This is a genomic window from Rhodoplanes azumiensis (assembly GCF_042682915.1).
GTDB lineage: Bacteria > Pseudomonadota > Alphaproteobacteria > Rhizobiales > Xanthobacteraceae > Rhodoplanes > Rhodoplanes azumiensis.
The window spans coordinates 43,676-66,780 of sequence record NZ_JBHUIW010000017.1 but is presented as its reverse complement, the minus strand read 5'-3'; the positions used below and the strand labels follow the sequence as shown (position 1 = coordinate 66,780).

General features: G+C 69.3%; 18 protein-coding genes. 7 read left to right on the top strand and 11 right to left on the bottom strand.

Going from position 1 to position 23,105, the window contains the following annotated elements; all coding sequences use genetic code 11:
- Positions 1-178: 178 nt before the first annotated feature.
- The 3 genes from ACFSOX_RS14920 to ACFSOX_RS14910 form a co-directional block, all read right to left on the bottom strand.
- On the bottom strand, positions 179-2,038 hold the full coding sequence (locus ACFSOX_RS14920) for a phosphoenolpyruvate carboxykinase (GTP) (RefSeq protein WP_378478604.1): 1,860 nt from the start codon (positions 2,036-2,038) through the stop codon (positions 179-181).
- Between the two features lie 168 nt (positions 2,039-2,206).
- A complete protein-coding gene (locus ACFSOX_RS14915; RefSeq protein WP_378478603.1) occupies positions 2,207-3,178 on the bottom strand; it encodes a magnesium transporter CorA family protein in 972 nt (323 codons plus the stop codon).
- Positions 3,179-3,485: 307 nt separating this feature from the next.
- On the bottom strand, positions 3,486-3,677 hold the full coding sequence (locus ACFSOX_RS14910) for a hypothetical protein (protein WP_378478602.1): 192 nt from the start codon (positions 3,675-3,677) through the stop codon (positions 3,486-3,488).
- A gap of 402 nt (positions 3,678-4,079) precedes the next feature.
- Here ACFSOX_RS14910 and ACFSOX_RS14905 point away from each other — a divergent pair, with 402 nt between their 5' ends.
- Positions 4,080-4,787 carry a L,D-transpeptidase gene (locus tag ACFSOX_RS14905; protein ID WP_378478601.1) on the top strand — a complete coding sequence of 236 codons (708 nt, stop codon included), beginning with the start codon at positions 4,080-4,082 and terminating at the stop codon, positions 4,785-4,787.
- 269 nt (positions 4,788-5,056) lie between these two features.
- On the opposite strand, the gene ACFSOX_RS14900 is transcribed toward ACFSOX_RS14905, so the two are convergent.
- Positions 5,057-6,430: an aminotransferase gene (locus tag ACFSOX_RS14900; RefSeq protein WP_378478600.1), complete on the bottom strand. Its 1,374-nt coding sequence runs from the start codon at positions 6,428-6,430 to the stop codon at positions 5,057-5,059.
- Positions 6,431-6,644: 214 nt separating this feature from the next.
- Between ACFSOX_RS14900 and ACFSOX_RS14895 the strand changes: the two genes are divergently transcribed.
- Positions 6,645-7,484 carry a DUF1499 domain-containing protein gene (locus ACFSOX_RS14895; protein ID WP_378478599.1) on the top strand — a complete coding sequence of 280 codons (840 nt, stop codon included), beginning with the start codon at positions 6,645-6,647 and terminating at the stop codon, positions 7,482-7,484.
- On the opposite strand, the gene ACFSOX_RS14890 is transcribed toward ACFSOX_RS14895, so the two are convergent.
- Positions 7,466-8,383, bottom strand: a complete 918-nt coding sequence (locus ACFSOX_RS14890) for an MBL fold metallo-hydrolase (protein ID WP_378478598.1) — start codon at positions 8,381-8,383, stop codon at positions 7,466-7,468. The genes ACFSOX_RS14895 and ACFSOX_RS14890 overlap by 19 nt on opposite strands.
- A gap of 175 nt (positions 8,384-8,558) precedes the next feature.
- Here ACFSOX_RS14890 and ACFSOX_RS14885 point away from each other — a divergent pair, with 175 nt between their 5' ends.
- The 5 genes from ACFSOX_RS14885 (at position 8,559) to ACFSOX_RS14865 (ending at position 14,757) form a co-directional block, all read left to right on the top strand.
- Positions 8,559-9,755 (top strand): MFS transporter, encoded by a 1,197-nt coding sequence (locus tag ACFSOX_RS14885; protein WP_378478597.1) that lies wholly within the window; start codon positions 8,559-8,561, stop codon positions 9,753-9,755.
- Positions 9,756-10,011: 256 nt separating this feature from the next.
- Positions 10,012-10,875: an IclR family transcriptional regulator gene (locus ACFSOX_RS14880; RefSeq protein ID WP_378478596.1), complete on the top strand. Its 864-nt coding sequence runs from the start codon at positions 10,012-10,014 to the stop codon at positions 10,873-10,875.
- A 93-nt stretch (positions 10,876-10,968) separates the two neighbouring features.
- Positions 10,969-11,925, top strand: coding sequence for a dihydrodipicolinate synthase family protein (locus ACFSOX_RS14875; protein WP_378478595.1), 957 nt, complete (start codon positions 10,969-10,971; stop codon positions 11,923-11,925).
- A 148-nt stretch (positions 11,926-12,073) separates the two neighbouring features.
- Entirely contained in the window at positions 12,074-13,492 is a 1,419-nt protein-coding gene (locus ACFSOX_RS14870; protein WP_378478594.1) for an MFS transporter, read from the top strand.
- A 284-nt stretch (positions 13,493-13,776) separates the two neighbouring features.
- Positions 13,777-14,757, top strand: a complete 981-nt coding sequence (locus ACFSOX_RS14865; RefSeq protein ID WP_378478593.1) for a Bug family tripartite tricarboxylate transporter substrate binding protein — start codon at positions 13,777-13,779, stop codon at positions 14,755-14,757.
- 270 nt (positions 14,758-15,027) lie between these two features.
- Here ACFSOX_RS14865 and araD read toward each other — a convergent pair whose 3' ends face one another.
- From araD to ACFSOX_RS14835, 6 genes are all read right to left on the bottom strand, one after another.
- Positions 15,028-16,758: an L-arabinonate dehydratase gene (gene araD, locus ACFSOX_RS14860; RefSeq protein ID WP_378478592.1), complete on the bottom strand. Its 1,731-nt coding sequence runs from the start codon at positions 16,756-16,758 to the stop codon at positions 15,028-15,030.
- Between the two features lie 195 nt (positions 16,759-16,953).
- Complete coding sequence (locus ACFSOX_RS14855) at positions 16,954-17,964, bottom strand: Bug family tripartite tricarboxylate transporter substrate binding protein (protein ID WP_378478591.1); 1,011 nt, start codon at positions 17,962-17,964, stop codon at positions 16,954-16,956.
- A gap of 307 nt (positions 17,965-18,271) precedes the next feature.
- Entirely contained in the window at positions 18,272-19,318 is a 1,047-nt protein-coding gene (locus tag ACFSOX_RS14850; RefSeq protein ID WP_378478590.1) for a Bug family tripartite tricarboxylate transporter substrate binding protein, read from the bottom strand.
- A gap of 283 nt (positions 19,319-19,601) precedes the next feature.
- Positions 19,602-20,396 (bottom strand): HAD family hydrolase, encoded by a 795-nt coding sequence (locus ACFSOX_RS14845; RefSeq protein ID WP_378478589.1) that lies wholly within the window; start codon positions 20,394-20,396, stop codon positions 19,602-19,604.
- 146 nt (positions 20,397-20,542) lie between these two features.
- The gene (locus ACFSOX_RS14840) at positions 20,543-21,604 is read right to left on the bottom strand and encodes a zinc-dependent alcohol dehydrogenase family protein (RefSeq protein WP_378478667.1); all 1,062 of its coding nucleotides are present in this window, start codon (positions 21,602-21,604) and stop codon (positions 20,543-20,545) included.
- Positions 21,605-21,880: 276 nt separating this feature from the next.
- A complete protein-coding gene (locus ACFSOX_RS14835; protein ID WP_378478588.1) occupies positions 21,881-22,909 on the bottom strand; it encodes a Bug family tripartite tricarboxylate transporter substrate binding protein in 1,029 nt (342 codons plus the stop codon).
- Positions 22,910-23,105 lie beyond the last annotated feature (196 nt).

Below are 23,105 nucleotides of genomic sequence, written 5' to 3'. Positions count from 1 at the left end.
CGGCGAAGGCGGAACCCGCACCCCCGAGCTCTCGTGAGCCGCAGACACCAGGGATCGGATCCCGGGCTCGCGGACCTCCGGGTCCGCGCCCCGGGATGACTTCTCATGCAAAGTCGTCCCGAAAAAAGACGGCCGGGCTCTCGCCCGGCCGTCGCGTCTCGCGGCGACGCGAGAAAGATCAGCTGTTGATCGTGCCGTAGTCCGGCGGCAGCCAGCGGTTCGGCGAGCGATAGAGGCCGGAGAGGATCAGGTCGCGCACGGCGAGCAACTCCTTCGGCAGGCGGTCGAACAGCTTGATGAACAGCTCCTCGTGGCTGAGGATCTCCTTCATCCACTCGGCCCGGTCGACCGACATCACCTCCTCGAACTGCTCGTGGGTGAAGTCGCTGCCGCGCCAGTCGATGTCGTCGTAGGTCGGGGTGTAGCCGAGCGGGCTCTCGACCGCCCGCGCGCTGCCGTTCGAGCGCTCGACGATCCACTTCAGGATGCGCATGTTCTCGCCGTAGCCCGGCCACAGGAACTTGCCGTCCTTGTCCTTGCGGAACCAGTTGACGTTGAAGATGCGCGGCGGGATCGGGAACTTGCGGCCCATGTCGAGCCAGTGGTTGAAGTAGCTCCCCATGTGGTAGCCGCAGAACGGGATCATCGCCATCGGGTCGCGGCGCACCTCGCCGATATTGCCGAAGGCGGCGGCCGTCATCTCCGAGCCCATTGTGGCGGCGGCATAGACGCCGAACGCCCACGACAGCGACTGGTAGACGAGCGGCGTCACGGTCGAGCGGCGGCCGCCGAAGATCAGCGCCGAGATCGGCACGCCCTTCGGGTTCTCGTACTCCGGATCGATCGCCGGGTTCTGCGAGGCGTGCACGGTGAAGCGGCTGTTCGGATGCGCCGCCTTGCGGCCGCAGTCCGGCGTCCAGTCCTTGCCCTGCCAGTCGATCGCGTGCGCGGGCGGATCACCGTCCATGCCCTCCCACCACACGTCGCCATCGTCGGTCAGCGCGACGTTGGTGAAGATGGTGTTCTTCTCGATGGTCCGCATCGCATTGGGATTGGTCTTGTAGTTCGTCCCCGGCGCGACGCCGAAATAGCCGGCCTCCGGATTGATGGCGTAGAGCTTGCCGTCGGAGCCGGGCTTCAGCCAGGCGATGTCGTCGCCGATGGTCGAGACCTTCCAGCCCTCGATCTCCTTGGGCGGGATCAGCATGGCGAAGTTGGTCTTGCCGCAGGCGCTCGGGAACGCCGCCGCCACGTAGGTCTTGCGGCCCTTCGGGTCGGTGACGCCGAGAATGAGCATGTGCTCGGCCATCCAGCCCTCGTCGCGACCGAGCACCGAGGCGATGCGCAGCGCGAGGCACTTCTTGCCGAGCAGCGCGTTGCCGCCGTAGCCGGAGCCGTAGGACCAGATCAGCCGCTCCTCCGGGAAGTGCACGATGTACTTCACGGTCGGATTGCACGGCCACGCGACGTCCTGCTGGCCGGGGGCGAGCGGCGCGCCGACCGAATGCAGGCACGGCACGAAGACGTCCGAGTCGCCGAGCGCCTCGTCGACGGCGCGGCCCATGCGCGTCATCAGCTTCATGTTGGTGACGACATAGGCCGAGTCGGTGATCTCGTACCCGATGTAAGAGATGTCCGAGCCGATCGGCCCCATCGAGAACGGGATGACGTAGAGCGTGCGACCGGCCATGCAGCCGTCGTACAGCTTCGTCATCGTCGCCTTCATCTCCTTGGGGTCGACCCAGTTGTTGGTCGGCCCGGCGTCCTCCTTCTTGAGGCTGCAGATGTAGGTGCGGTCCTCGACGCGGGCGACGTCGCTCGGGTCGGAGAAGGCGAGGTAGGAACCCGGACGCTTGGCCGGGTTCAGGCGCTTGAAGGTGCCGGCCTGGACGAGCTGCTCGCAGAGATCGTCGTACTCCTCCTGAGACCCGTCGCACCAGTGCACGTCCGCCGGCTTGCACAAGGCGATCATCTCGGTCACCCAGGCCTTCAGGCGCTCGCTTTTCACATGGGGGGGAATCTTCGTGGTCGCCAACATGTCCCTCGGTCCGCTCCAGGTGTCGATCGGGTGGGCTATAGCAGCTTCACGGAACACTCGCCATGCGGGCGAGCGCGCATCGCATAGGTAAATTCCCGCAATTGCATCTCGGCGGCGGACGCACCGGCCGATTCCGGCGGGTGTCTCCCGACGGTGCGGCAGGTCGCGTCACAGCCATTTCTTCAGCTTGAAAAACACGTAGGGCACGACTGCCGCGACCACCATCAGGACCAACGCCATCGGATAGCCGTAGGGGAAGTCGAGCTCCGGCATATGCTTGAAGTTCATGCCGTAGATCGACGCGACCAGCGTCGGCGGCATCAGCACCACGGCGGCGACCGAGAAGATCTTGATGATGTTGTTCTGCTCGATGGTGACGACCCCCACCATGGCGTCGAGCAGGAACGTGATCTTGTTGGCCAGATATGTGGCGTGGTCGGACAAGGACTGGACGTCGCGCTGCATGCCCTTCAGAGTCGCGCGCTGATCCTTGGCCCAGCGCAGCCCGTCCGCCTCGTTGGCGAGATAGAGCACCAGCCGGCCGATCGAGACCAGGCACTCGCGCGCCTTGGAGGTGAGGTCGCCGGTGCGGCCGATCTCGCGCAGGATGTCCTGACTACGGATGCGTCCGCCCGGCCGCTCCGGCAGGAAGATGGTGCGCGACACCGCGTCGACCTCGGTGCCGATCCGCTCGAGAATGTCGGCGGAGCGGTCGATGATGGCGTCGAGCAGTTCCATCAGCACGATCTCGCCCGAGATCGTCGCCGAGCACTGGCGGGCGAGCTTGTTGGCGACCAGGCTGAACGGCTTCGGCTCGTCGTAGCGCACCGTGATGAGGCGATGGCCGGCCAGGATGAAGGTGACGGCCGTGGTGGTCGGGGTGTCGGAGTCGGAGCGGCACATCAACGTCGCCGTCATGTAGCGGGCGCCGTTCTCGACATAGAGCCGGCTGGTCGGCTCGATCTCCTGCATCTCCTCGCGGGTCGGGACATAGACCCCCACGGCCCGCTCGACCATCTTGTCCTCGGGCGGCACCGGCGAGACGAGGTCGATCCACACGGCCGAGTCGGGAATGTCCTCGTCGGGCGCGATGACACGCCCCTCGAGCGTCGTGCCGGTGGGAAGCTTGACGACGAGCATCGGGCCTCGGCGGTGACCAGGAACTCCGCCGAAGCGGCTCGGCCTAATCGAGACCTATTCGGCGTTTTTCGCAAGCCCCTTGGCGGCGACGCCGCGGTTCGGCCGAGCCGCCGATGCGACCGGCTACGGTCGCGTCGGCCGAGTCGCGTCGGCCGAGTCGCGTCGGGCCGGGGCGCGTCAGGCGAGAACCGGAGGCGGAGGAAGGAGGTGGAAGGGGGAAGCAGGCCGCGCGGAGAGGCGGCGGCGCGTCGCCGTCGGCCCGCGCCGCCCGGGGGGGCGCGGGCTCGTTCGGGGCGGGCTCGACCGGTCAGGCCGCGAAGTCGTGATGGCCGCCCCAGCACTCGTCGTCCTCGGCGGTGTGGACGAGCTTGGCCGGCTCCGGCAGATGCTGGCAGTTCACCGCCGCCGCGACGGCGCCGATGCCGATGCGGGCGAAATGCTGGTCGTGGGCGGCGTCGGCGATGGCGCCGGCAGCCTGTTCTTGGGCAGTCTTCGTCATGTCGAACTCCTCGAGGGGCTCACCCGGCGGCCTCGGCCGGGGCGCCCCGGAAATGGCGACCGACCTCGGCGGATTTGGGTGGAAAACCGTCCGAGAGCGCGGCCATTCGGTGCCGATCGACGGGCCGGGTGCCCGTCCTCTCACGAGCCGCTCGCCCGTCTCGCGACGCGCCGTCGGCCCCAGTTGAGCGCTCACATGTTAAAGGAGCCGTAAAAGGTCCGGCATGATAATCCTGGAATGCTGGCAGCTTCCGAAATCATGCCAAGCCTCCGGCAAAGCCCGGAGGACGCGCCGTATTTTCGCCAAGTTCCAGGAATGTGCGGCAAAACCGCAACAGCCACGGGCGTTCTTGCCACGCCGGTGCGCCATAGCCTGGAACGACCGGGCGGATTTCGTTACACCATGAGTCGACCGAAATACAGGAACGGGATGGGGCCGGCGATGATTCCGAAGGCGATCGTGGTTGTCCTTGCGGGGCTGTCTCTCGGCGCGTGCGTGACGGCCGCGACGCCGGAGCCGGCGCCGGAGGCGAGCCTCAAGCCGCGCGATCGCGAGCTTCTCGCGCGGGCGCCGTACCAGAAGGCGTCGATCCCGGCGCCGTACCAGCGGCATATCGTCGACTATCACCGCAACGAGGCGCCCGGCACCATCGTGGTCGATTCCGACGCGCGCTTCCTCTACTTCGTGCTGCCGAACCGTAAGGCGATCCGCTACGGCGTGACGGTCGGCGAGGAGGCGCTCGCCTTCTCCGGCATCGCCAAGGTCGGCAACATGGCCGAGTGGCCGAATTGGACGCCGACCCCGGACATTCACAAGCGCATCGAAGGCCTGCCGGCCCATGTTCCGGGGGGTCCGGCCAACCCGCTCGGCGCCCGCGCCCTCTATCTCTATGCGAACGGCAAGGACACGCTGTACCGCATCCACGGCACCAACCAGCCGGAATACATCGGCTCGGCGATCTCGTCCGGCTGCATCCGGATGACCAACGAGGACGTCATCGACCTGTACAGCCGGGTGAAGACGGGCACGACCGTCGTCGTGCTGGCGCCCGGCACCGGTCAGCCCTCGCCGATGAGCGGGGCGAAGGTCGCCGGACTCGGCAACAACTGACCGACCGATCACTGCGCGCCGGGCTGGGGGGCTCACGGCGCGATCTCAAGTCCCGCGTCTTTCGGAGACGCGGGACTTTTTTTTATCGCCGTCATTCCGGGGCGCCGCACGCGGGTCGGCGCTTCGCGCCGCCCGAGCACAGGCTCCGCGGCGAACCCAGAATCCAGCCGCACGCTCGGTCGTCTCGGCCGGATTCCGGGTTCGACGTGACGTGCCGCCCCGGAATGCGCCGCCCCGGAATGGCGACCGGGTCGATCAGCCGAACCCGCTCACCCCTTCCGCAACCACGCCTGGGTGCGGGCGAGCGCCCGGTCGAGGCGGCGGAACAGCTCGTCGATCTCGTCCGCCGTGATGATCATGGGCGGGCAGACCGAGATCGTGTCGTTGGCGAGGGCCCGGACGATCAGGCCCTCTTCCTCGGCGAAGCGCACGCATGCCGCGGCGACGCCCTGCTTCGGCTCGAAGCCCTGCTTGGTCGCCTTGTCGGCGACCAGCTCGATGCCGCCGACGAGTCCGACGCCGCGCGTGTCGCCGACCAGCGGATGCTCGGCCAGCCGCTTCAGATGCCCCAGGAACTGCGGCGCCCTGGCCGCGACCTTCGCGACGATCTTCTCCCGCGCATAGATCTCGAGGGTCTTCAGCGCGACCGCGGCCGCGACCGGATGGCCCGAATAGGTGAGGCCGTGGCCGAACGTGCCGATCTTGCGGCTCTCGATCAGCATCGCCTCGTACATGGCCTCGGGAATCGTCACGGCGGCGATCGGCACATAGGCCGAGGACAGCGCCTTGGCGACCGAGATCGAATCGGGCCGGAAGCCGAGCGTCTCGCAGCCGAACATCTTGCCGGTGCGCCCGAAGCCGCAGATCACCTCGTCGGAGATGACGTACAGCTCGTACTTGTCGCAGACGGCCTGGATCTTCGGGAAGTAGCTCGCCGGCGGCACCACGACGCCGCCCGCCCCCATCACCGGCTCGGCGATGAAGGCGGCGACCGTCTCGGGCCCCTCGGCCTCGATCAGCGCCTCGAGCTCGGCGGCGAGGCGGGTCGCGAAGTCGTCCTCGCTCTCGCCCGGCTGCGCACCCCGGTAGTAGTGCGGGCACGCCGTGCGCAGGATGCCGGGGATCGGCAAGTCGAAATCGGCGTGATTCGCGGCGAGCCCGGTGAGCGAGGCCGAGGCCACCGTGACGCCGTGATAGGCCTTGTCGCGGGCGATGATCTTCTTCCTCTCCGGCCGACCGAGCGCGTTGTTCATGTAGCGCACCAGCTTGACCTGGGTGTCGTTCGCCTCGGAGCCCGAGTTGCAGAAGAACACCTTGGAGGTCGGCACCGGCATCAGGCCTTTCAGCGTCTCGGCGAGCTCGATCGCCGGGTCGTGGCTCTTGCCGTTGAACAGATGCGCGAAGGAGAGCTTGCGCATCTGCGACGCGGCGGCCTCGATCAGCTCCTCGTTGCCGTGGCCGAGCGACAGGCACCACAAGCCCGCCATGCCCTCGATATAGTCTTTGCCGCTCGTGTCGTAGACGAACACGCCCTGCCCGCGCTCCAGCATCAACGGGCCGGTGTCGCGGTGGGCGGCGAGGTTCGTGTAGGGGTGCAGAACGGTCTCGATGTCGCGGACGGCTTGGTTTCCGAATACGGTCATGGCTGAAACTTTCACGAAACAGGCAAAGCGGCGAGCGGTGCGGCACTCTAGCAGGACCGACGCCGGCGCGCGCGGGCGACCGCGTCGCGGATCGTCGCGGCGCAGCGCGGGCGGAGACCCGGCGTCCGGTCCGACCGGACGTTGCCAGCCGCAGCGCTTCGCTCTATCGATGCGGCCGGCGGGCCGACGAATGCGCGCCCGGAAAGGCTGAACGATGGCGCGCCGCCGCCTGCCCGAAGAACCGCTGTCCCGCTTCGCCGTCTGGTCGCGGCGGCTCGTCCTGTTCTCGCTCGCCGTGGTCCTGCTGGCGATCGTCATCGCGCGCGCCGGCCTGCTCGACACGCTGCCCGTGCTGGTCACGCTCGGCGCCGGCCTGGTGCTGGCCGTGCTCGGGATTCTGGTCGCCTTCATCGCCTTCGGGGTGATCTGGCAGTCGGGGGCACGCGGCTTCGGCCACGCCGTCACGGCGCTCGCGCTCGGCACGGCGCTGATCGCCTACCCGTCCTACCTGGGATACAAGGCGAGCAAGCTGCCGATGATCGCCGACATCACCACCGACGCGCTCGATCCGCCGCGCTTCGAGGCGATCGCGCGGCTGCGCACCCGGCAGGCCAATCCGGTTCTCTATGCCGGGCTCTACACGGCCGAGCAGCAGCGCGCCGCCTGGCCGGACATCGAGCCCCTGATGGTCAATGTCGCTCCGGAGGCGGCCTACGAGGCGACGATGGCGCTGGTGACCAAGCGCAAGTGGCGCGTCGTCAACGCCCGCAGCCCGCAGGCCGGGCGACGCGACGGCTTCATCGAGGCGGTGGCGCTCACGCCGATCATGGCGTTCCGCGAGGACGTGGCGATCCGCATCCGCGCCGTCGGGCCGGGCAGCCGCATCGACATGCGCTCGGCCTCGCGCTACGGCCGCATCGACTTCGGCGACAACGCCGCGCGCGTCCGCAGCCTGCTCGACGACATCGACGACCTCACCAGCGTGGCGAAGCCGGAGCGGGCACCGCCGAAGCCGGCCGCCCCCGCCAAGGGCGGTCAGTCGGCGAGACGATAGGTGCCGGTCACCGAGGGCGGGCCCTCGGTCGCGACGACGCCGCGCCTCACCATGTCCTCCAGATGGGCCAGCACCGACAGGCCGGCGGCGCCGACGAGGCGCGGGTCGAGCCCGATATAGATCGCGCGCACCAGCGTCGGGATGTCGGCCGCACCCTTCCGCAGCCGGCCGAGGATCGACGCCTCGCGCCCCTCGCGATGGCGGATGTACTGGACGACGAAGGTCTGCGCGTCGCGCACCGCACCGCCGTGGCCCGGCAGGTAGAGCGCCTCGTCGCGCCGTGCGAGCTTGCGCAGCGAGTCCATGTAGTCGCTCATCGCCCCGTCGGGCGGCGCCACGACCGAGGTCGCCCACGCCATCACGTGATCGCCGGAGAGCAGGATCCCGGTGCCGCGCAGCGCGAAGGCGACGTGGTTCGCCGTGTGGCCGGGTGTCGTCACGGTTTCCACCGAAAAGCCCCCCGCCGTGATCGTGTCGCCGTCGGCGAGCACATGGTCGGGCGAGAAATCGGTGTCGGCGCTGGCGTCGAGCCGCGGCGCCTCGCCGATCTCGATGGGGCGCGACGGCCGGTGCGGCCCCTCGGCGAAGGTCGGCGCGCCGGTCGCCGCCTTCACGGCGGCGGCGGCGGGCGAGTGATCGCGATGCGTGTGGGTGATCAGGATGTGGGTGACGGTCTCGCCCCGCACGGCGTCGAGCAGGGCCGCGACGTGGCGCGGATCGTCCGGCCCCGGATCGACGATCGCGACGTTGCCGCGCCCCAGGATGTAGCTCACCGTCCCCTTCCAGGTGAACGGGCTCGGGTTGTCGCACAAGAGCCGCCGCACGCCCGGCGCCACCTCCTCCACCTGCCCGGGCGGCAGGGCGAAGCTCTTGTCGAAGACGATCTCGTTGCTGCTCATCGGGGGCTGTTTTTCCAGGAGGCCTGCCGCACGTCCACCGTCGGACGACGCGCCGCACGAGGTAAGGGGTCGGGCGGCGGAAGCCAAGCGGCATTTCGGCCGCCGCGGACTGTCGAATTGCGGTGCGTGTCTGGCAGGATGTCTTTCGTTCCTCCCACAGCGTGTCGGTGACCGCATGCCCCCGAGAAGTCCCCTCCCCGCCGGCGCCGCGCTGGTGCTGGTCGCCGGCTTCGCGGTGCTGTTCGTCGGCGGCGGGGCGCGCTTCGCGATCGGGCTGACGCTCAAGGCGGTGGTCGACGATCTCGGCTGGGGGCGGGCCGAGCTCGGGCTCGCGGTGGCGCTGTTCCAGGTGGTGTCCGCCGTCTGCATGTTCCTGGCCGGGCGGATGTCGGACCGGGCGAGCCCGCGCCTGGTGCTCGCCGGCGGACTGCTCGTCGCCGGCATCGGCATCGGCGCGATGAGCCTCGTCGCCGCGCCCTGGCACGCGCTCCTCCTCTACGGCGTGGTGTTCGCCGCCGGCAACGGCGCAGCCTCGCTGATCCCGGTCAGCGTGATGGTGACGCGTGCCTTCCCGGCCCGTGCCGGACTCGCCAACGCCGCCGTGACGGCCGGCATGAGCCTCGGCCAGCTCGTGATGATCGCCGTGCTGGCCGCCGTGCTGGTGGCGATCGGCTGGCGCTCGGTGTTCGTCTGGCTCGGCGCCGCGCATCTGATCCTGCTGCCGCTGCTGCTCGGCGCGATCCGCGGCGGCGGCGAGGCGCGCGACGAGGCGCACACGCGGCGCGCCGCGACCGGCCTGTCGATCCGGCAGGCGGCGCGCACGCGGGCGTTCTGGGCGCTGCTCGGCGTCTACGCGATCTGCGGGCTCGACGACTTCTTCGTCTCGACGCATGTCGTCGCGCTGGCGCAGGACCGCGGGCTCGATGCGTATCCGGCCGGCAATCTGCTCGCCGTGATGGGGCTGACCGCGCTGATCGGCGTGATGGCGGCAGGCGCCTGGAGCGACCGGGCCGGCCCGCTGTGGCCCGCCGCCGCCTCCTTCGTGGCGCGGCTCGCGGTGTTCGGCCTGATCCTGATCGACCAGTCGCCCGTGTCGGTCACGATCTTCGCGCTGGTGTTCGGCGCGACCTTCCTGGTGACGGCGCCGCTCACCGTGGTGTTCGTCAATCAGCACTTCGGCAGCCGTCATCTCGGCGGACTGACCGGTCTGATCACGATGGTGCATCACATCGCCGGCGGGCTCGGCGCCTATGGGGGCGCCGCCACGTTCGACCGGCTCGGCGGCTACGACGCCGCCTTCGTGCTGATGCTCGGCTCGAACCTCCTCGTGATGGCACTGCTCCCGCTGCTGCGCCGGCCGCGCGGCGGCTGACCTCTCTCGTCTCGCCGATCTCACGTCCCGCCGAGCGCCGGCCACCGCCGCCTCGTGCGCCCCGAATCGTCGGCCGGGCGTGTTGCGGCAATCGAAATTTCTTCGGATTCCGAAATATTTATCGCGATCCGTATGATTGCGGATACGGACGCAAAGGTGTTGGTCCGCCGTTGACACAATCGGCGACCCGTCATACTTTCTGCTCAACGAAGCGAAAATAATTTCGCAGTCCGAAAGTGTCAAGAGGGAAACGACCATGTCCCTTCCGAACGGCACCGCGACGATGACCCCCGCGCCGATGGGGATTCGGCGCCTCGATCCGAAAGAGGGAAAAAGCTCCGTCCAGTCCCTGGCCAAGGGCCTGCGGGTGCTGGAGGCCTTCAAGCCGGGCATCGACGAGATGACGCTGAGCGAGATCGCCGCCGCGTCCGGGCTCGACGCCGGCACGACCTTCCGGATGCTCAACACCCTGGTGTCGGCCGGCTACGTCGTCCGCATCCCGGAGAGCCGACGCTTCCGCCTGTCGCTGAAGGTGCTCGACCTCGGCTTCAACGCCATCGCCCACAAGGATCTGCGCGACATCGTGCGGCCGCTCCTGCAGACGCTGGTCGACGAGGTGAGCGAGGCGGCGAGCTTCGCCGTGCTGGAGGGCGGCGACGTGCTCTATATCGAGCGGGTGCGGGCCGGCTTCACCCGGCTCGGTGTCGACATCCGCATCGGCACGACCATTCCGGCGGCCGTCACCTCGATCGGCCGGGCCATCCTCGCCTTCCTGCCGGAGCACCGGCTCGAGCGCGTGCTGGCGACGCCGCCGCGGCATCCGAGCCTGACCCTGAAGACTCCCGACCGCCCCACCCTCGACCCGCTGCTCGCCGCCCTGCGGCGCGACGGCTACGTGCTCGAGAAGTCGGTCATCACCCCGGATCTGCGCCTGCTCGCCGTGCCGGTGATCGGCGCCGACGGCTGGGCGACCGGCGCGATCAGCGTCGTCGCCCCGTGGTCGCAGTCCTCCGACGAGGATCTCAAGAGCCGCGCGCTCGAGCCGATGCTCGCGACCGCGCACCACATCGCCCGCGCCCAGGAGGCGGTGGGCAGCACCAGTTCGGTCCCCGGCCTCTGAGCCGAACCCGAAAACGACGTCGCCGGCCGCCGCCGGCGTCGTCCCCCGCGTCCCGCGTCACCACCCCCCTGCCCCTTCAAGAAGGAGAACCACATGTCGACCAAGAACAAGCTCGATCTCAGGGGTCTCGTGCCCGCCCCCGTGACGCCGTTCACCCGTGACGGCGCCATCGATCACGCCGCCATCAAGCGCCTCGGCTCCTGGCTCGGCAGCTTCAAGGGCGTGAAGGGTCTGGTCGTGCTCGGCCACGCCGGCGAGGGCACGTTCCTCACCGCCGACGAGCAGGCCTCGGTGATCGAGAGCTTCGTCGCGTCGACCGACGGCCGCGTCCCGGTGATCGCCGGCATCACGCTGGAAGGTACCGGCGTCGCCGCCGCCGAGGCGAAGCGCGCCGTGAAGGCGGGCGCCAAGGCGGGCCTCCTCTATCCGTCGCACGGCTGGCTGCGCTTCGGCTATCAGAAGGGCGCCCCGCAGGACCGCTACAAGGCCGTCTACGAGGAGTCCGGCCTGCCGCTGATCCTGTTCCAGTATCCGGACGCCACCAAGGCGACCTACAATCTCGACACCCTGATGGAGATCGCCGCGCAGCCGGGCGTCTTCGCCATGAAGAACGGCGTGCGCAACATGCGCCGCTGGGACACCGAGATCCCGGTGATCCGCAAGGCCCACCCGGACCTGCAGGTTCTCACCTGCCACGACGAATATCTGCTGCACACGATGTTCGACGTCGACGGCGCGCTGGTCGGCTACGGCAACATCGCGCCCGAGCTGCTGATCGCGCTCATCGAGGCCGGCAAGGCGCAGGACTACGCCAAGGCGCGCGCCCTGCACGACCGCCTGCTGCCGGTGACCAAGGCGGTCTATCACCGCGGCTCGCACATGGAGGGCACGGTGGCGCTCAAGCACGCCCTCGTGACCCGCGGCATCCTCGAGCATGCGACGGTGCGCACCCCGCTGCTGCCGCTGCCGGCCGGTGCCGACGTCGAGATCGCCGACGCGATGAAGTCGGCCGGTCTCGTCAGCGACCAGCCGGCCGCCATCGCGGCCTGACGACGCCGGGTGCCGCCGGCCCACGGCGGCACCGCGCTCTCTTCCGCAACGCGACCATTCCCGGGCGGCCGTCTCGGCCGCCCGGACCTGGAGGCTCGTGCCCTTCGCACCCCCGAGCGGGCCGCCGTCGCGACAACAGGGGTTAACAATGTCCGTCCAAGCCTATGCGGGCGCCGCGGGAGCCGCCGCCAACGCCGCTGCCGCGCCCCCGGTTTCCCCCGAAGCGATCCAGATGCTGGTCGCCCGGATCGAGCGTCTCCCCGTCTCCCGCCGGCTGATGCTGATCCGCGTCATCGTCGGCATCGCCACGTTCTTCGACGCCTACACGGTGCTCGCCATCGCCTTCGCGATGCCGGCGCTGGTCGGCGAATGGAAGTTGTCGCCGTCGGAGGTCGGGTTCATCATCTCGGCCGGCTATATCGGCCAGCTCATCGGCGCCGTGTTCTTCGGCTGGCTCGCCGAGAAGGTCGGCCGCCTGCACGTCCTGATGTTCACGATCATCCTGTTCGTCGCCATGGACATCGGCTGCCTGTTCGCCTGGAGCGGCGCGTCGATGATGATGTTCCGCTTCTTCCAGGGCATCGGCACGGGTGCCGAGGTTCCGGTGGCGAGCGCCTACATCAACGAGTTCATCGGCGCCAAGAAGCGCGGCCGCTTCTTCCTGCTCTACGAGGTGATCTTCCCGATCGGCCTGATGTTCGCCGGCATGGTGGGCTACTTCCTGGTGCCGATCTACGGCTGGAAGGCGATGTTCATCGTCGGCCTGGTCCCCTCGGTGCTGACCATCCCGCTGCGGTGGCTGATGCCGGAATCGCCGCGCTGGCTCGCGTCGAAGGGCCGCATCGCCGAGGCCGAGAAGGTCGTCAAGATGCTCGAGAACGACGTCACCAAGCGGGGCGTCGCACTGCCCGAGCCGGTGGTCCGTCCGATCGACCCGAAGGCGACGGCGAAGTCCGACTGGCGTGAGCTGTTCAAGGGCATCTACCTGAAGCGCACCCTGACCATCTGGTCGCTGTGGGTCTGCGCCTACATGATCAACAACGGCATGATCACGTGGCTCCCGACCCTCTACAAGAGCGTGTTCAAGCTGCCGCTGCAGACCGCGCTCGCCTACGGCTGGACCACCTCGGCGGTCGGCGTCATGGCCTCCATCGCCTGCGCGCTCCTCATCGACAAGGTCGGCCGCCGGCCCTGGTACATCGCCGCCTTCTTCCTGGCGACGATCCCGCTCCTCTTGCTGTCGTTCCTCGGCGGCACCTCGGCCGTCCAGGTGCTCGTGCTGGCGACCTGCGTCTACGCGATCCTGCAGACCATCGCCTTCTCGCTCTACCTCTACTCGGCCGAGCTCTACCCGACCCGCCTGCGGGCGATCGGCACCGGCATGGGCAGCGCCTGGCTGCGGGCGGGCTCGTCGATCGGACCGCTGATGGTCGGCTTCCTGATGGCGGACTACGGAATCTCCTACGTGTTCGCGGCGTTCGCCGGGGTCGCGGTGCTCGGCGGGGTGGTCACCACCCTGATGGCCATCGAGACCAAGGGCCGCGTTCTGGAAGAACTGTCTCCCTGACCTGGGGCACCTCGGCCGGCCCGCGGTTTCGGGCCGGCCATTTTCTCTTCGTTTCGACGTCCGTCTTGGCGTTCCCGGATTCTTCGGTCCGGACTTCGGGATCTCGAACTTTCGATCTTCGACTTCGACGTCTTCGGCCCTCGGGCTTCATCCACGCCTTCGAAATGCGGCGCGCACCTCGCGCGCCGAACGCGTCTCGTCACCGCCGCTGCCCTCCGGGCGGCGGCGCCGTTCACTCGGGCGTCTTGCCCGTCTTCCGCACGAGCATGAAGAAGGACAGCACCATGATCCATCGCCGGGACTTTCTGATCGCCACCACCGCGACCCTCGGGACGCTCGGCCTCGCGCCGGCCGTCGCGCAGACCGACGCGCTGCCCAAGCGGCCGATCCGCCTCGTCGTGCCGTTCGCGGCCGGTGGCGGCGTCGACGTGTTCGCCCGCCTGCTCGCCGAGAAGCTGAAGGAGAAATACGGCCTGACGATCGTGGTGGAGAACCGCGGCGGGGCGAACGGCTCGATCGGCGGCTCGGCCGTGCGCTCGGCCGAGCCGGACGGCACCACGCTTTTGTTCTCGGCCATGACGCACACCATGGCCAAGCAGGTGATGAAGAGCCCGCCCTACGACCCGGTGACGGACTTCACGCCGATCGCGCGCGTCGGCGAGGCCCCGATGCTGCTCGTGATGGCGCCGGGCCTGCCGTTCAAGACCATCACCGAGGTGGTCGCGGATGCGAAGAAGCAGCCCGACAAGTGGACCTTCGCGACGGCGGCGCTCGGTGCGCCGGGCCATCTCGCCACGGTTCTGTTCAACAAGCTCGCCGGCCTCAACCTGACGATCGCCCCCTATCGCGGCACGGCGCCGGGCCTCACCGACGTCGCCGCCGGGCACGTGCAGCTGATGATCGACCCGGTGCTGGCGCTCCTGCCGATGGCGCGCGGCGGCAACGTCAAGGCGCTCGCCGTCACGGCGAAGACCCGGGCCGCCCTCGCCCCCGAGATCCCGACCGCGGCCGAGAGCGGCATGCCGGGCCTCGAATACGCGACCTGGTACGGCGTGTGGGGACCGAAGGACATGCCGGCCGCGACCGTCACGGCCCTCAACGCCGCCTGCAACGCCGCCATCAAGGATCTCGCCGCCTCCGGCAAGCTCGCCGAGTTCGGCATCGACCCGGTCAGCGGCACGCCGCAGGAGTTCGCCGACTTCATCGTCAAGGACGTGAAGCGCAACAGCGAGCTTCTGAAGTCGGTCAACTTCGAGCCGGTGTGAGAACGACCCTCGTCGACAACGGCTTTCGTCCTTCGTCATGGCCGGGCTCGTCCCGGCCATCCACGATCTTGCTGGTGCGAGGCTCGAAGTTCGCGGATGCCCGCGACGAGCGCGGGCATGACGAGAACCTGGTTCTGAGAGCTGGCATCGTGTGCTCTGGCGTTCCGTGGCGGCGCACAGCGCCGAACCCGGAACCCAGCCGAGCACTCGGAGCTCGTCGCCGGATGCCGGGTTCGCTGCTGTGCAGCGCCCCGGCATGACTGCGCACTCTCAATGAATCTCCGGCTCCGCCGTCGGGGCCGTGCCGGTGAGAAAGTCGAAGTCGCAGCCTTCGTCGGCCTGGCCGACATGGGCCGAGTACATGGCGCCCCACCCCCGCTCGAAGCGCGCCGGCGGCGGCGTCCAGGCGGCGCGGCGGCGGGCCAGCTCCTCCTCGCCGACATGCAGGTGAATGCGCCGCCCGTCGGCGTCGACCTCCAGCCGATCGCCGGTCCGCACCAGCGCCAGCGGGCCGCCCACGAAGCTCTCCGGGCAGACGTGGAGAATGCAGGCGCCGTAGCTCGTCCCGCTCATCCGCCCGTCCGACACCCGCACCATGTCGCGCACACCGGCGCGCACGAGCTTCTTCGGGATCGGCAGCATGCCCCATTCGGGCATGCCGGGGCCGCCCTTGGGGCCGGCGTTCTTCAGCACCAGCACGTGGTCGGGCGTCACGTCGAGGTCGTCGCGATCGACCGCCGCCGCCATCTCGTCGTAATCTTCGAAGGCGAGCACCGGGCCGCAGTGCTTCAACAGGCGCGGGTCGGCGGCCGGCGGCTTCATCACGCAGCCGCGCGGCGCGAGGTTTCCGGTCAGCACCGCGGTGGCACCGGCCCGCGACACCGGGTCGGCGAGCGTGCGGATGATGTCGGGGTGATGCACGCGGGCGCCGTCCAGCGCCGCGCCGAGCGCCGATCCGGACACGCCGACGCAGGAGAGATCGAGCTCTTCGCGCAACTCTCCCATGAGCGCCCGCAGACCGCCGGCGTAATAGAAATCCTCCATCAGCCATCGGCCGGACGGACGCACGTTGGCGAGCACGGGAATCGCGCGGGAGATGGCGTCGAAGCGCGCCATGTCGATGGCGAGCCCGGCGCGGCGCGCCATCGCGACCAGATGGATGATGGCGTTGGTCGAGCCGCCCATCGCCATGTGGACCTTTATGGCGTTGTCGAACGCGGCCGGAGACAGAATTCGGGCGGGGGTCAGATCGTCCCACACCATGTCCACGATGCGGCGGCCCGAGGCCGCGGCCATGCGCGAATGCGAGGCGTCGACGGCCGGAATCGACGAGGCGCCGGGCAGCGTGAAGCCGAGCGCCTCGGCGATCGCCATCATGGTGGCGGCCGTGCCCATCACCATGCAGGTGCCGTAGGAGCGCGCGATGCCGCCCTCGATTTCGGTCCACTCGGCCTCGCCGATACGGCCGGCGCGCTTCTCGTCCCAGTACTTCCAGGCATCCGACCCGGAGCCGAGCGTCTCGCCGCGCCAGTGGCCGCGCAGCATCGGCCCGGCCGGCACGTAGATGGCCGGCAGGCCCATGCTGATGGCGCCCATCAGGAGGCCCGGCGTGGTCTTGTCGCAGCCGCCCATCAGCACGACGCCGTCGATCGGATGGCTGCGCAACAGCTCCTCGGTCTCCATCGCGAGGAAGTTGCGATAGAGCATCGCCGAGGGCTTCACGATCGGCTCGGCGAGCGACATGGCCGGCAGCTCGATCGGCAGGCCGCCGGCCTGCAGCACGCCGCGCTTCACGTCCACGGCGCGCGCGCGCAGATGGCCGTGGCAGGGATTGATGTCGCTCCAGGTGTTGACGATGCCGATCACCGGCCGGCCCGCCCAGTCGGCCGAGTCGTAGCCGAGCTGGCGCAGCCGCGAGCGATGGCCGAAGGAGCGTAGATCGGAGACGCCGAACCAGCGATGGCTGCGCAGCGTCTCGGGAGTCTTCTTGCGAGAGGTCACGGGAGTGCCGGCGGGTTCGGAAGGGGGTCCGTCAGCGTAGCCCGGACGGCGCGGAGCGCAATCCGGGATTCCCGGGTGGTCCGTCCAGGGCGCGCGCCGAAGCACACGAACCCGGAATCCAGTAACACGCTCCGAGTCCCAGGCTGGATTCCGGGTCCGGTGCTTCGCACCGTCCCGGAATCACGGCACGGGTGGTCAGTCCACGCTGGCGCCGGAGAACTTGACCACCTTCTCCCACTTCTCGGTCTCGTCCTTCATCACTTTTCCGAACGCCTCGGGCGGGCCGACGAGCGGGGTGCCGCCGAGCTCGGCGAGGCGGGCCTTCACCTTGGGATCGGCGAGCGCCTTGTTCACGGCGGCGTTGAGCTTGGCGATCACGGCCGGCGGCGTGCTCTTCGGGGCGCCGAAGCCGAACCAGGCGCTCGCCTCGTAGCCCGGCACGGTCGCCGCGACGGTCGGCACGCCGGGAAGCTGATCGGAGGGCGTGTCGGTGGTGACGGCCAGTGCGCGCAGCTTGCCGGACTGGATGTGGGCGATCGACGAGGGCAGGTTGTCGAAGATCACGTCCACGGTGCCTCCGATCAGATCGGTGAGCGCCGGGCCGGCGCCGCGATACGGCACGTGGGTCATCTTGATGCCGGTCATCGCCATCAGCATCTCGCCCGACAGATGCACCGAGGTGCCGTTGCCCGACGAGGCCATGTTCACCTTGCCGGGATTGGCCTTGGCGTAGGCGATGAACTCCGCGACCGTCTTGGCCGGGAAATTCGGGTTGACCTCCATCACGTTCGGCACCCGAACGATGCCGGCGACCGGCGCGATGTCGCGCAGGAAATTGAACGAGAGCTTCTTGTAGAGGCTCGCATTGATGCCGTTGGCCGGGTTGACGAGCAGCAGCGTGTAGCCGTCGGGCGCCGAGTTCACCACCATCTCGGTGCCGATATTGTTGCCGGCGCCGGGCTTGTTCTCGACGATGAACTGCTGGCCGAGCGTCTCCGACAAATGCTGGCCGACGATGCGGGCCAGGATGTCGGTGGTGCCGGCGGGCGGATACGCCACCACGATGCGCACCGGCCGATTGGGATAATCCGCCGCGTCGTCGGCGAACGCCGTGCCGCCCGACGCGAGGCTCGCCGTCAGCCCTATCGTCGCGGCCGTCGCCGCGACCGCCGCCAGGCGCGAGCCGAATTGTCCGAAAACTCGCATTTCCATTCCTCCATCGCGGCACGTCGCCGCCACCTGTCAGGTCCGGCCGATTCGCTCGGCTTCTGGTTGCGACAATCGTAAGGGGTGTCGACCGTCACGGACAACCGAACCTTCGTCGGACCGTGAATCGGAGGTGAGCGAAGCGCCGCGGCTTGTCGGCCTGCGTCGACCGGCGACAGCCCGCGCATCCCGCTCCGTCATGGCCGGGCTTGTCCCGGCCATCCACGGCTTTTGCGGTCAGACGTCCGAAGACGTGGATGCCCGGCACGAGGCCGGGCATGACGAGCCGCACCAGCGATCGCCGCCGTCAGTCCACCGAGGCGCCGGAGAACTGCACGGCCTTGCCCCACTTCGCCGTCTCGTCCTCGATGGTCTTCTGGAACTCGGCCGGTGTCGTCTTCATCACGATGCCGCCGAGCTCGACGAGCCGCGTCTTCAGCTTGGGATCGTCGAGCGACTCGTTCACCGCGGCGTTGAGCTTGTCGACGATCTCCTTCGGGGCCGCCTTCTGGATGCCCATGCCGAAGATGCCGCTCGCCTCGTAGCCCTTCACGGTCTCGGCGACGGTCGGCACGTCGGGCAGCATGGCCGAGCGCTCCGCCGTGGTGACGGCGAGCGCCCGCAGCCGGCCGGCCCGGATGTGCTCGATCGCCGACGGAAGATTGTCGAACATCACGTGCACCTGGCCGGCGAGCAGATCCGTGACGGCCGGGGCCGAGCCGCGATACGGCACATGGGTCATCTTGGCGCCGGTCATCGCCATGAACAATTCGCCCGACAGATGGATCGAGGTGCCGTTGCCCGAGGAGGCGAGGTTGACCTTGCCGGGATTGGCCTTCACCCAGTCGATGAACTCCTGCACGGTCTTGGCCGGCACCGACGGGTTCACGACCATCACGTTGGGCACGCGGATGATGCCGGCGACGCCCTGGATGTCACGCACGAAGTCGAACGACAGCTTCTTGTAGAGCGTGGCGTTGATGGTGTTGGCCGGGTTGACGAAGAACAGCGTGTAGCCGTCCGGCGCCGCGTTCACGGCGATCTCGGTGCCGATGTTGTTGCCGGCGCCGGCGCGGTTCTCGATGATGATCTGCTGGCCGAGCCGCTCCGACACGGCCTGACCGACCAGGCGCGCCGTGATGTCGGTCGCGCCGCCCGGCGGATAGGACACGATCCAGCGCACCGGTCGGGTCGGATAATCGAGGGCGGCGACCGCCGTGGCGGCCAGCCCGAGGGTCGTCGCGGCGACGGCGGCCAGCACCACGCAGGCGCGTCGCGACAGCCGGCGTGACGGCCGGCGTGACGACGCGGCGGGTGACGGAACGGATTTCGGGCGTGTGAAGAGATCGGTCATCGGCGCTCCCTCGGCGCTCCGGTCCATGCGGCCGGGCGCTCGTGTTGTTTGATGGGAGAGCTTATGCGCCCCGGCCGCCGGCCGGCAAGCCGGTCGCGACCCGGCACCGCCTCGATCTTCGTCGCAGATTGTCGGATCGACGAGAAAGCCGCCGCGACGGGTCGGTCGCGGCGGCGCCCACGTCACGGCGTCCAGGTCACGGCGTCCACGTCACGTCCAAGTCATATGACGGAACGGATATGTGTCACGGCCCGGCCTCGGCCCGCGATCTCGACTCTCGATCTCAAGCCGCGATCTCCGGCGTGGCGAGCGCGCCGGCGAGGCTCTTGGCATCGAGGAAGACGGACTGGCAGCCGGCCTCGAGCAGATCGGCGCGGGCGAACAGGCCGGTGAGCATCCCGACCGACCGCGTGTGCGCGGCGTGCGCCGCCTCGGCGTCCCAAGGGCTCGCTCCGATGACGAGGGCATCGCCGGGGTGACGAACGGCGAGCCGGCCGAGCGCCGCGCCGATGCGGTCGGCATGCGGCATGCCGCGCGCGACGTCGTCACCCGACACGATCGCCACGGTCTCGTCGAACCCCAGCAATGCCCGGGTCCGGGTCAGCTCGTCACCGCGGGCGTGGGTCACCAAAGCCACCGCGGCACCGCGCGAGGCGAGATCCAGGATCAGCTCGCGCACGCCCGGGAAGGGACGCAGCGTCGGCATCACCTCGCCGGTCCATCGCATGCGATATTTCGCGAGGATGAACGCCTTGGTCTCCGGCTCGTCGGGCGACGGCAGCAGGGCGTCGAGCTGTGCGTCGGGATCCAGGCCGTGATAACGATGGACGTCGGCGGTGCGGAACGTGTGGCCGAACTCGGTCAGCGTCTGCAGCCAGCAGTTCGTCGAGGGCAGCACCGTGTCGATCACGGCCCCTTCCACCACGAACACATAGGCCTTGGCCTCGGCGAGCGACCCGCCGGCGCGCGAGCGCACCGCGAGATGGCGCACCACCGGCCGCTTCGGCTCCACCGTCTGGTTGGCCTTGTTGGCGGCCGTCATCCAGCCGCGTCGACGAATCCTGCGCGCAACAGCCATGCTGTCCCTCGTCCGCTCCCCGCCCCGATTGATGATGAGTTCATGGGCGATGCGAGGAGCGGACCCCCGCATGGTCGACCCGGTGACACTCCGACATAGAACGGCCGGGGCGGAGGGAGGTTCCGCCCTGATGGAAGTATTTTCCCTTAGGCGAGACGTGACCCTTTGACCAAGCACGTCTTTTCGTCGACGTCCGCGCACCCGAGCACCGCTGCGCCCTGCAGCCGGCCGGTCCGGAGGTCGGCGAGCGCATCCTCCGCGCGGGTCAGCGGATAGACCGTCACCTCGGTCTTCAGGTCGAGCGACGGCAGCGCCGCGAAGAACGACCGGGCATCCTCGCGGGTCAGGTTGGCGACCGAGACGAGCTGGCGCTCCTCCCACAGGATCGCATAGGGGAAGCTCGGGATGTCGGACATGTGGATACCGGCACAGACGACCCGACCGCCCTTGCGCACCGTCCGCAGGGCCGCCGGCACCAGCGCTCCGACCGGCGCGAAGATGATGGCGGCGTCGAGCGGCGCGGGCGGCGGCGCGTCGGCGGCGCCGGCCCATTCGGCCCCGACCCGCCGGGCGAAGGCCTGCGAGGCGGCGTCGCCGGCGCGCGTGAAGGCGAAGACGCGGTGCCCCTGCTGCACGGCGACCTGGGTGAGGATGTGGGCCGCAGCACCGAAGCCGTAGAGGCCGAGCACTCGCCCCTCGCCGGCCATCCCCTCGCCCGCCAGCCGGTAGCTGCGCCAGCCGATCAGCCCGGCGCACAGGAGCGGCGCCATGTGGGCATCGTCGAGCGCGCCACCGCCGGCGCCGTCCGGCAGCGCGAAGCAGTAGCGATGGTCGGCGAGCGCATGGGTCGCGTAGCCACCGTCGCGCGTGTAGCCGGTGAAGCGCGGCGCATCGCAGAGATTCTCGCGTCCGTCGCGGCAATACGAACAGACCCCGCAGGTGGCGCCGAGCCACGGCACGCCGACCCGCTGATTCGTGTGGAAGCCCTCGACGCCGGCGCCGACCGCCAGCACCCGACCGACGATCTCGTGCCCGGGGATGATCGGGAGTGTGGGATGGGTCAGCTCGCCGTCGACGACGTGGAGATCGGTGCGGCAAACCCCGCAGGTCGCGACCCGCAGCAAGACGTCGCCGGGCCCGGGGCGCGGCACCGGCCGCTCGCGCAGCACCAGCGGCGTGCCCGGCCGCTCCAGCACCATGGCCCGCATGGTCTCGGCGCGCCCGATCGTTGCGCGCCCGATCGTTGCGCGCCCGATCTCGGCGCGCCCGGGCTCGCCCGTGACATCTCCCGGCATGGCCGCCTCCGGAGGCTGTCTTCACATCCGGAAGTGCCACCGACGAGGAGCCGACGCAAGCAAAGAGACACCCGCTCCGTCATGGCCGGGCTCGTCTCGGCCGTCCACGCCTCTCCGATCGATGATGCCGCTGGCGCGGATGCCCGGCACAAGGCCGGGCATGACGAGTCGGAGAACGACGGCTCTGCCTCAGTTGGTGCCGCCGAGGCCGGCCTCGCGCAGCACCTTGGCGTAGAAGTCCGTCTCGTGCGCGAGCTGCTTGTCGAGCGCCTCCGGCGAGCCGGGCGACGCCACCGCGCCGAGCGTGTCGAGCTTCTCGACCACGTCGGGCATGCGCAGCACCTTGGTCATGTCGGCGTTCACCTTGGCGACGATCGCCTTCGGCGTGCCGGCCGGCGCCAGCACCGCGAACCACGAATCGTAGTCGTAGCTCGGCACCGCCTCCTTGACGGTGGCGATGTCGGGCAGCTTGGCGTTGCGGGTGTTGGAGTTGATCGCGATCATCCGGACCTTGCCGGCGGTCGCGAGCTCCTGGGCGTTGGGGATCGGCGCGAAGTAGAGCTGCGCGTCGTTGCGCACCACCGCCGTGACGGCGTCAGGCACGCCCTTGTAGGGCACGTGCACGATGTTGACGCCGGCGCTCTGGCGCATCAGCTCGGAGCCGAGGAACGAGGTCGAGGCGACACCGGCGGACGAGAAGTTCAGCTTGCCCGGCTTCTCCTTCGCCATGGCGAGGAACTCGGGCAGCGACTTCACCCCGAGCTCCGGCGGCACGATGGCGACCAGCGGCACGGAGGCGACCTTGCCGACGCCGACGAAGTCCTTCACCGGATCGAACTGGATGTTCTTGTTCACCGTGCCGGCGACCGTGTGGCCGTTCGAGGTGAGCATCAGCGTGTAGCCGTCCGGCTGCGACTTGGCCGCCGCCGTGGTTCCGGTGAGGCCGGGGCGATTCTCGACGATCACCTGCTGCTTCCACATCTCGCCGAGCTTGTCGGCCAGGATGCGGGCGAGGTTGTCGGTGATGCTGCCCGCACCGAACGGTACGATGATCTTGACGAGCTGGGTCGGATAGGCGCCGGCGGGGTCGCCGCCGGAGGTCTGCGCGGCGCCGGGCAGCGTCAGCGCCAGCAAAGCGGCGCCGGCCGCGATGGTGGTGGTGACGGCGTTCGACCTGAGGGCGGTCGGCGCGCGCGGCTTGAGGTCGAGCAGTGTCATGACGTTTTCTCCCTGGGCGTTATGGCGACGTCGCGGATCCTGTAGCGCTCGCAGGAGCGATGGTCCGCTGTTGTTCGTCCGGCGGGCGCCGGTTCGGCGCCGTCGCGAATCCTCCTGAAGGCGATCGGTGAATGCAGGGCGGGGCCGATCGCATCGTTGCGCCGCGATGTGTCTCGCGTTGTCGCTCCGCGAGGTC

What these genes read in the sequence shown, in the direction of transcription:
- ACFSOX_RS14870 (WP_378478594.1), top strand. Translation starts at nt 12,074, where the DNA reads ATGTCCGTCCAAGCCTATGCGGGCGCCGCGGGAGCCGCCGCCAACGCC.
- ACFSOX_RS14900 (WP_378478600.1), bottom strand. Translation starts at nt 6,430, where the DNA reads ATGACCGTATTCGGAAACCAAGCCGTCCGCGACATCGAGACCGTTCTG.
- ACFSOX_RS14880 (WP_378478596.1), top strand. Translation starts at nt 10,012, where the DNA reads ATGTCCCTTCCGAACGGCACCGCGACGATGACCCCCGCGCCGATGGGG.
- ACFSOX_RS14850 (WP_378478590.1), bottom strand. Translation starts at nt 19,318, where the DNA reads ATGACCGATCTCTTCACACGCCCGAAATCCGTTCCGTCACCCGCCGCG.
- ACFSOX_RS14855 (WP_378478591.1), bottom strand. Translation starts at nt 17,964, where the DNA reads ATGCGAGTTTTCGGACAATTCGGCTCGCGCCTGGCGGCGGTCGCGGCG.
- ACFSOX_RS14885 (WP_378478597.1), top strand. Translation starts at nt 8,559, where the DNA reads ATGCCCCCGAGAAGTCCCCTCCCCGCCGGCGCCGCGCTGGTGCTGGTC.
- ACFSOX_RS14890 (WP_378478598.1), bottom strand. Translation starts at nt 8,383, where the DNA reads ATGAGCAGCAACGAGATCGTCTTCGACAAGAGCTTCGCCCTGCCGCCC.
- ACFSOX_RS14865 (WP_378478593.1), top strand. Translation starts at nt 13,777, where the DNA reads ATGATCCATCGCCGGGACTTTCTGATCGCCACCACCGCGACCCTCGGG.
- ACFSOX_RS14840 (WP_378478667.1), bottom strand. Translation starts at nt 21,604, where the DNA reads ATGCGGGCCATGGTGCTGGAGCGGCCGGGCACGCCGCTGGTGCTGCGC.
- ACFSOX_RS14895 (WP_378478599.1), top strand. Translation starts at nt 6,645, where the DNA reads ATGGCGCGCCGCCGCCTGCCCGAAGAACCGCTGTCCCGCTTCGCCGTC.
- ACFSOX_RS14875 (WP_378478595.1), top strand. Translation starts at nt 10,969, where the DNA reads ATGTCGACCAAGAACAAGCTCGATCTCAGGGGTCTCGTGCCCGCCCCC.
- ACFSOX_RS14845 (WP_378478589.1), bottom strand. Translation starts at nt 20,396, where the DNA reads ATGGCTGTTGCGCGCAGGATTCGTCGACGCGGCTGGATGACGGCCGCC.
- ACFSOX_RS14905 (WP_378478601.1), top strand. Translation starts at nt 4,080, where the DNA reads ATGAGTCGACCGAAATACAGGAACGGGATGGGGCCGGCGATGATTCCG.
- ACFSOX_RS14915 (WP_378478603.1), bottom strand. Translation starts at nt 3,178, where the DNA reads ATGCTCGTCGTCAAGCTTCCCACCGGCACGACGCTCGAGGGGCGTGTC.
- ACFSOX_RS14835 (WP_378478588.1), bottom strand. Translation starts at nt 22,909, where the DNA reads ATGACACTGCTCGACCTCAAGCCGCGCGCGCCGACCGCCCTCAGGTCG.
- ACFSOX_RS14920 (WP_378478604.1), bottom strand. Translation starts at nt 2,038, where the DNA reads ATGTTGGCGACCACGAAGATTCCCCCCCATGTGAAAAGCGAGCGCCTG.
- ACFSOX_RS14910 (WP_378478602.1), bottom strand. Translation starts at nt 3,677, where the DNA reads ATGACGAAGACTGCCCAAGAACAGGCTGCCGGCGCCATCGCCGACGCC.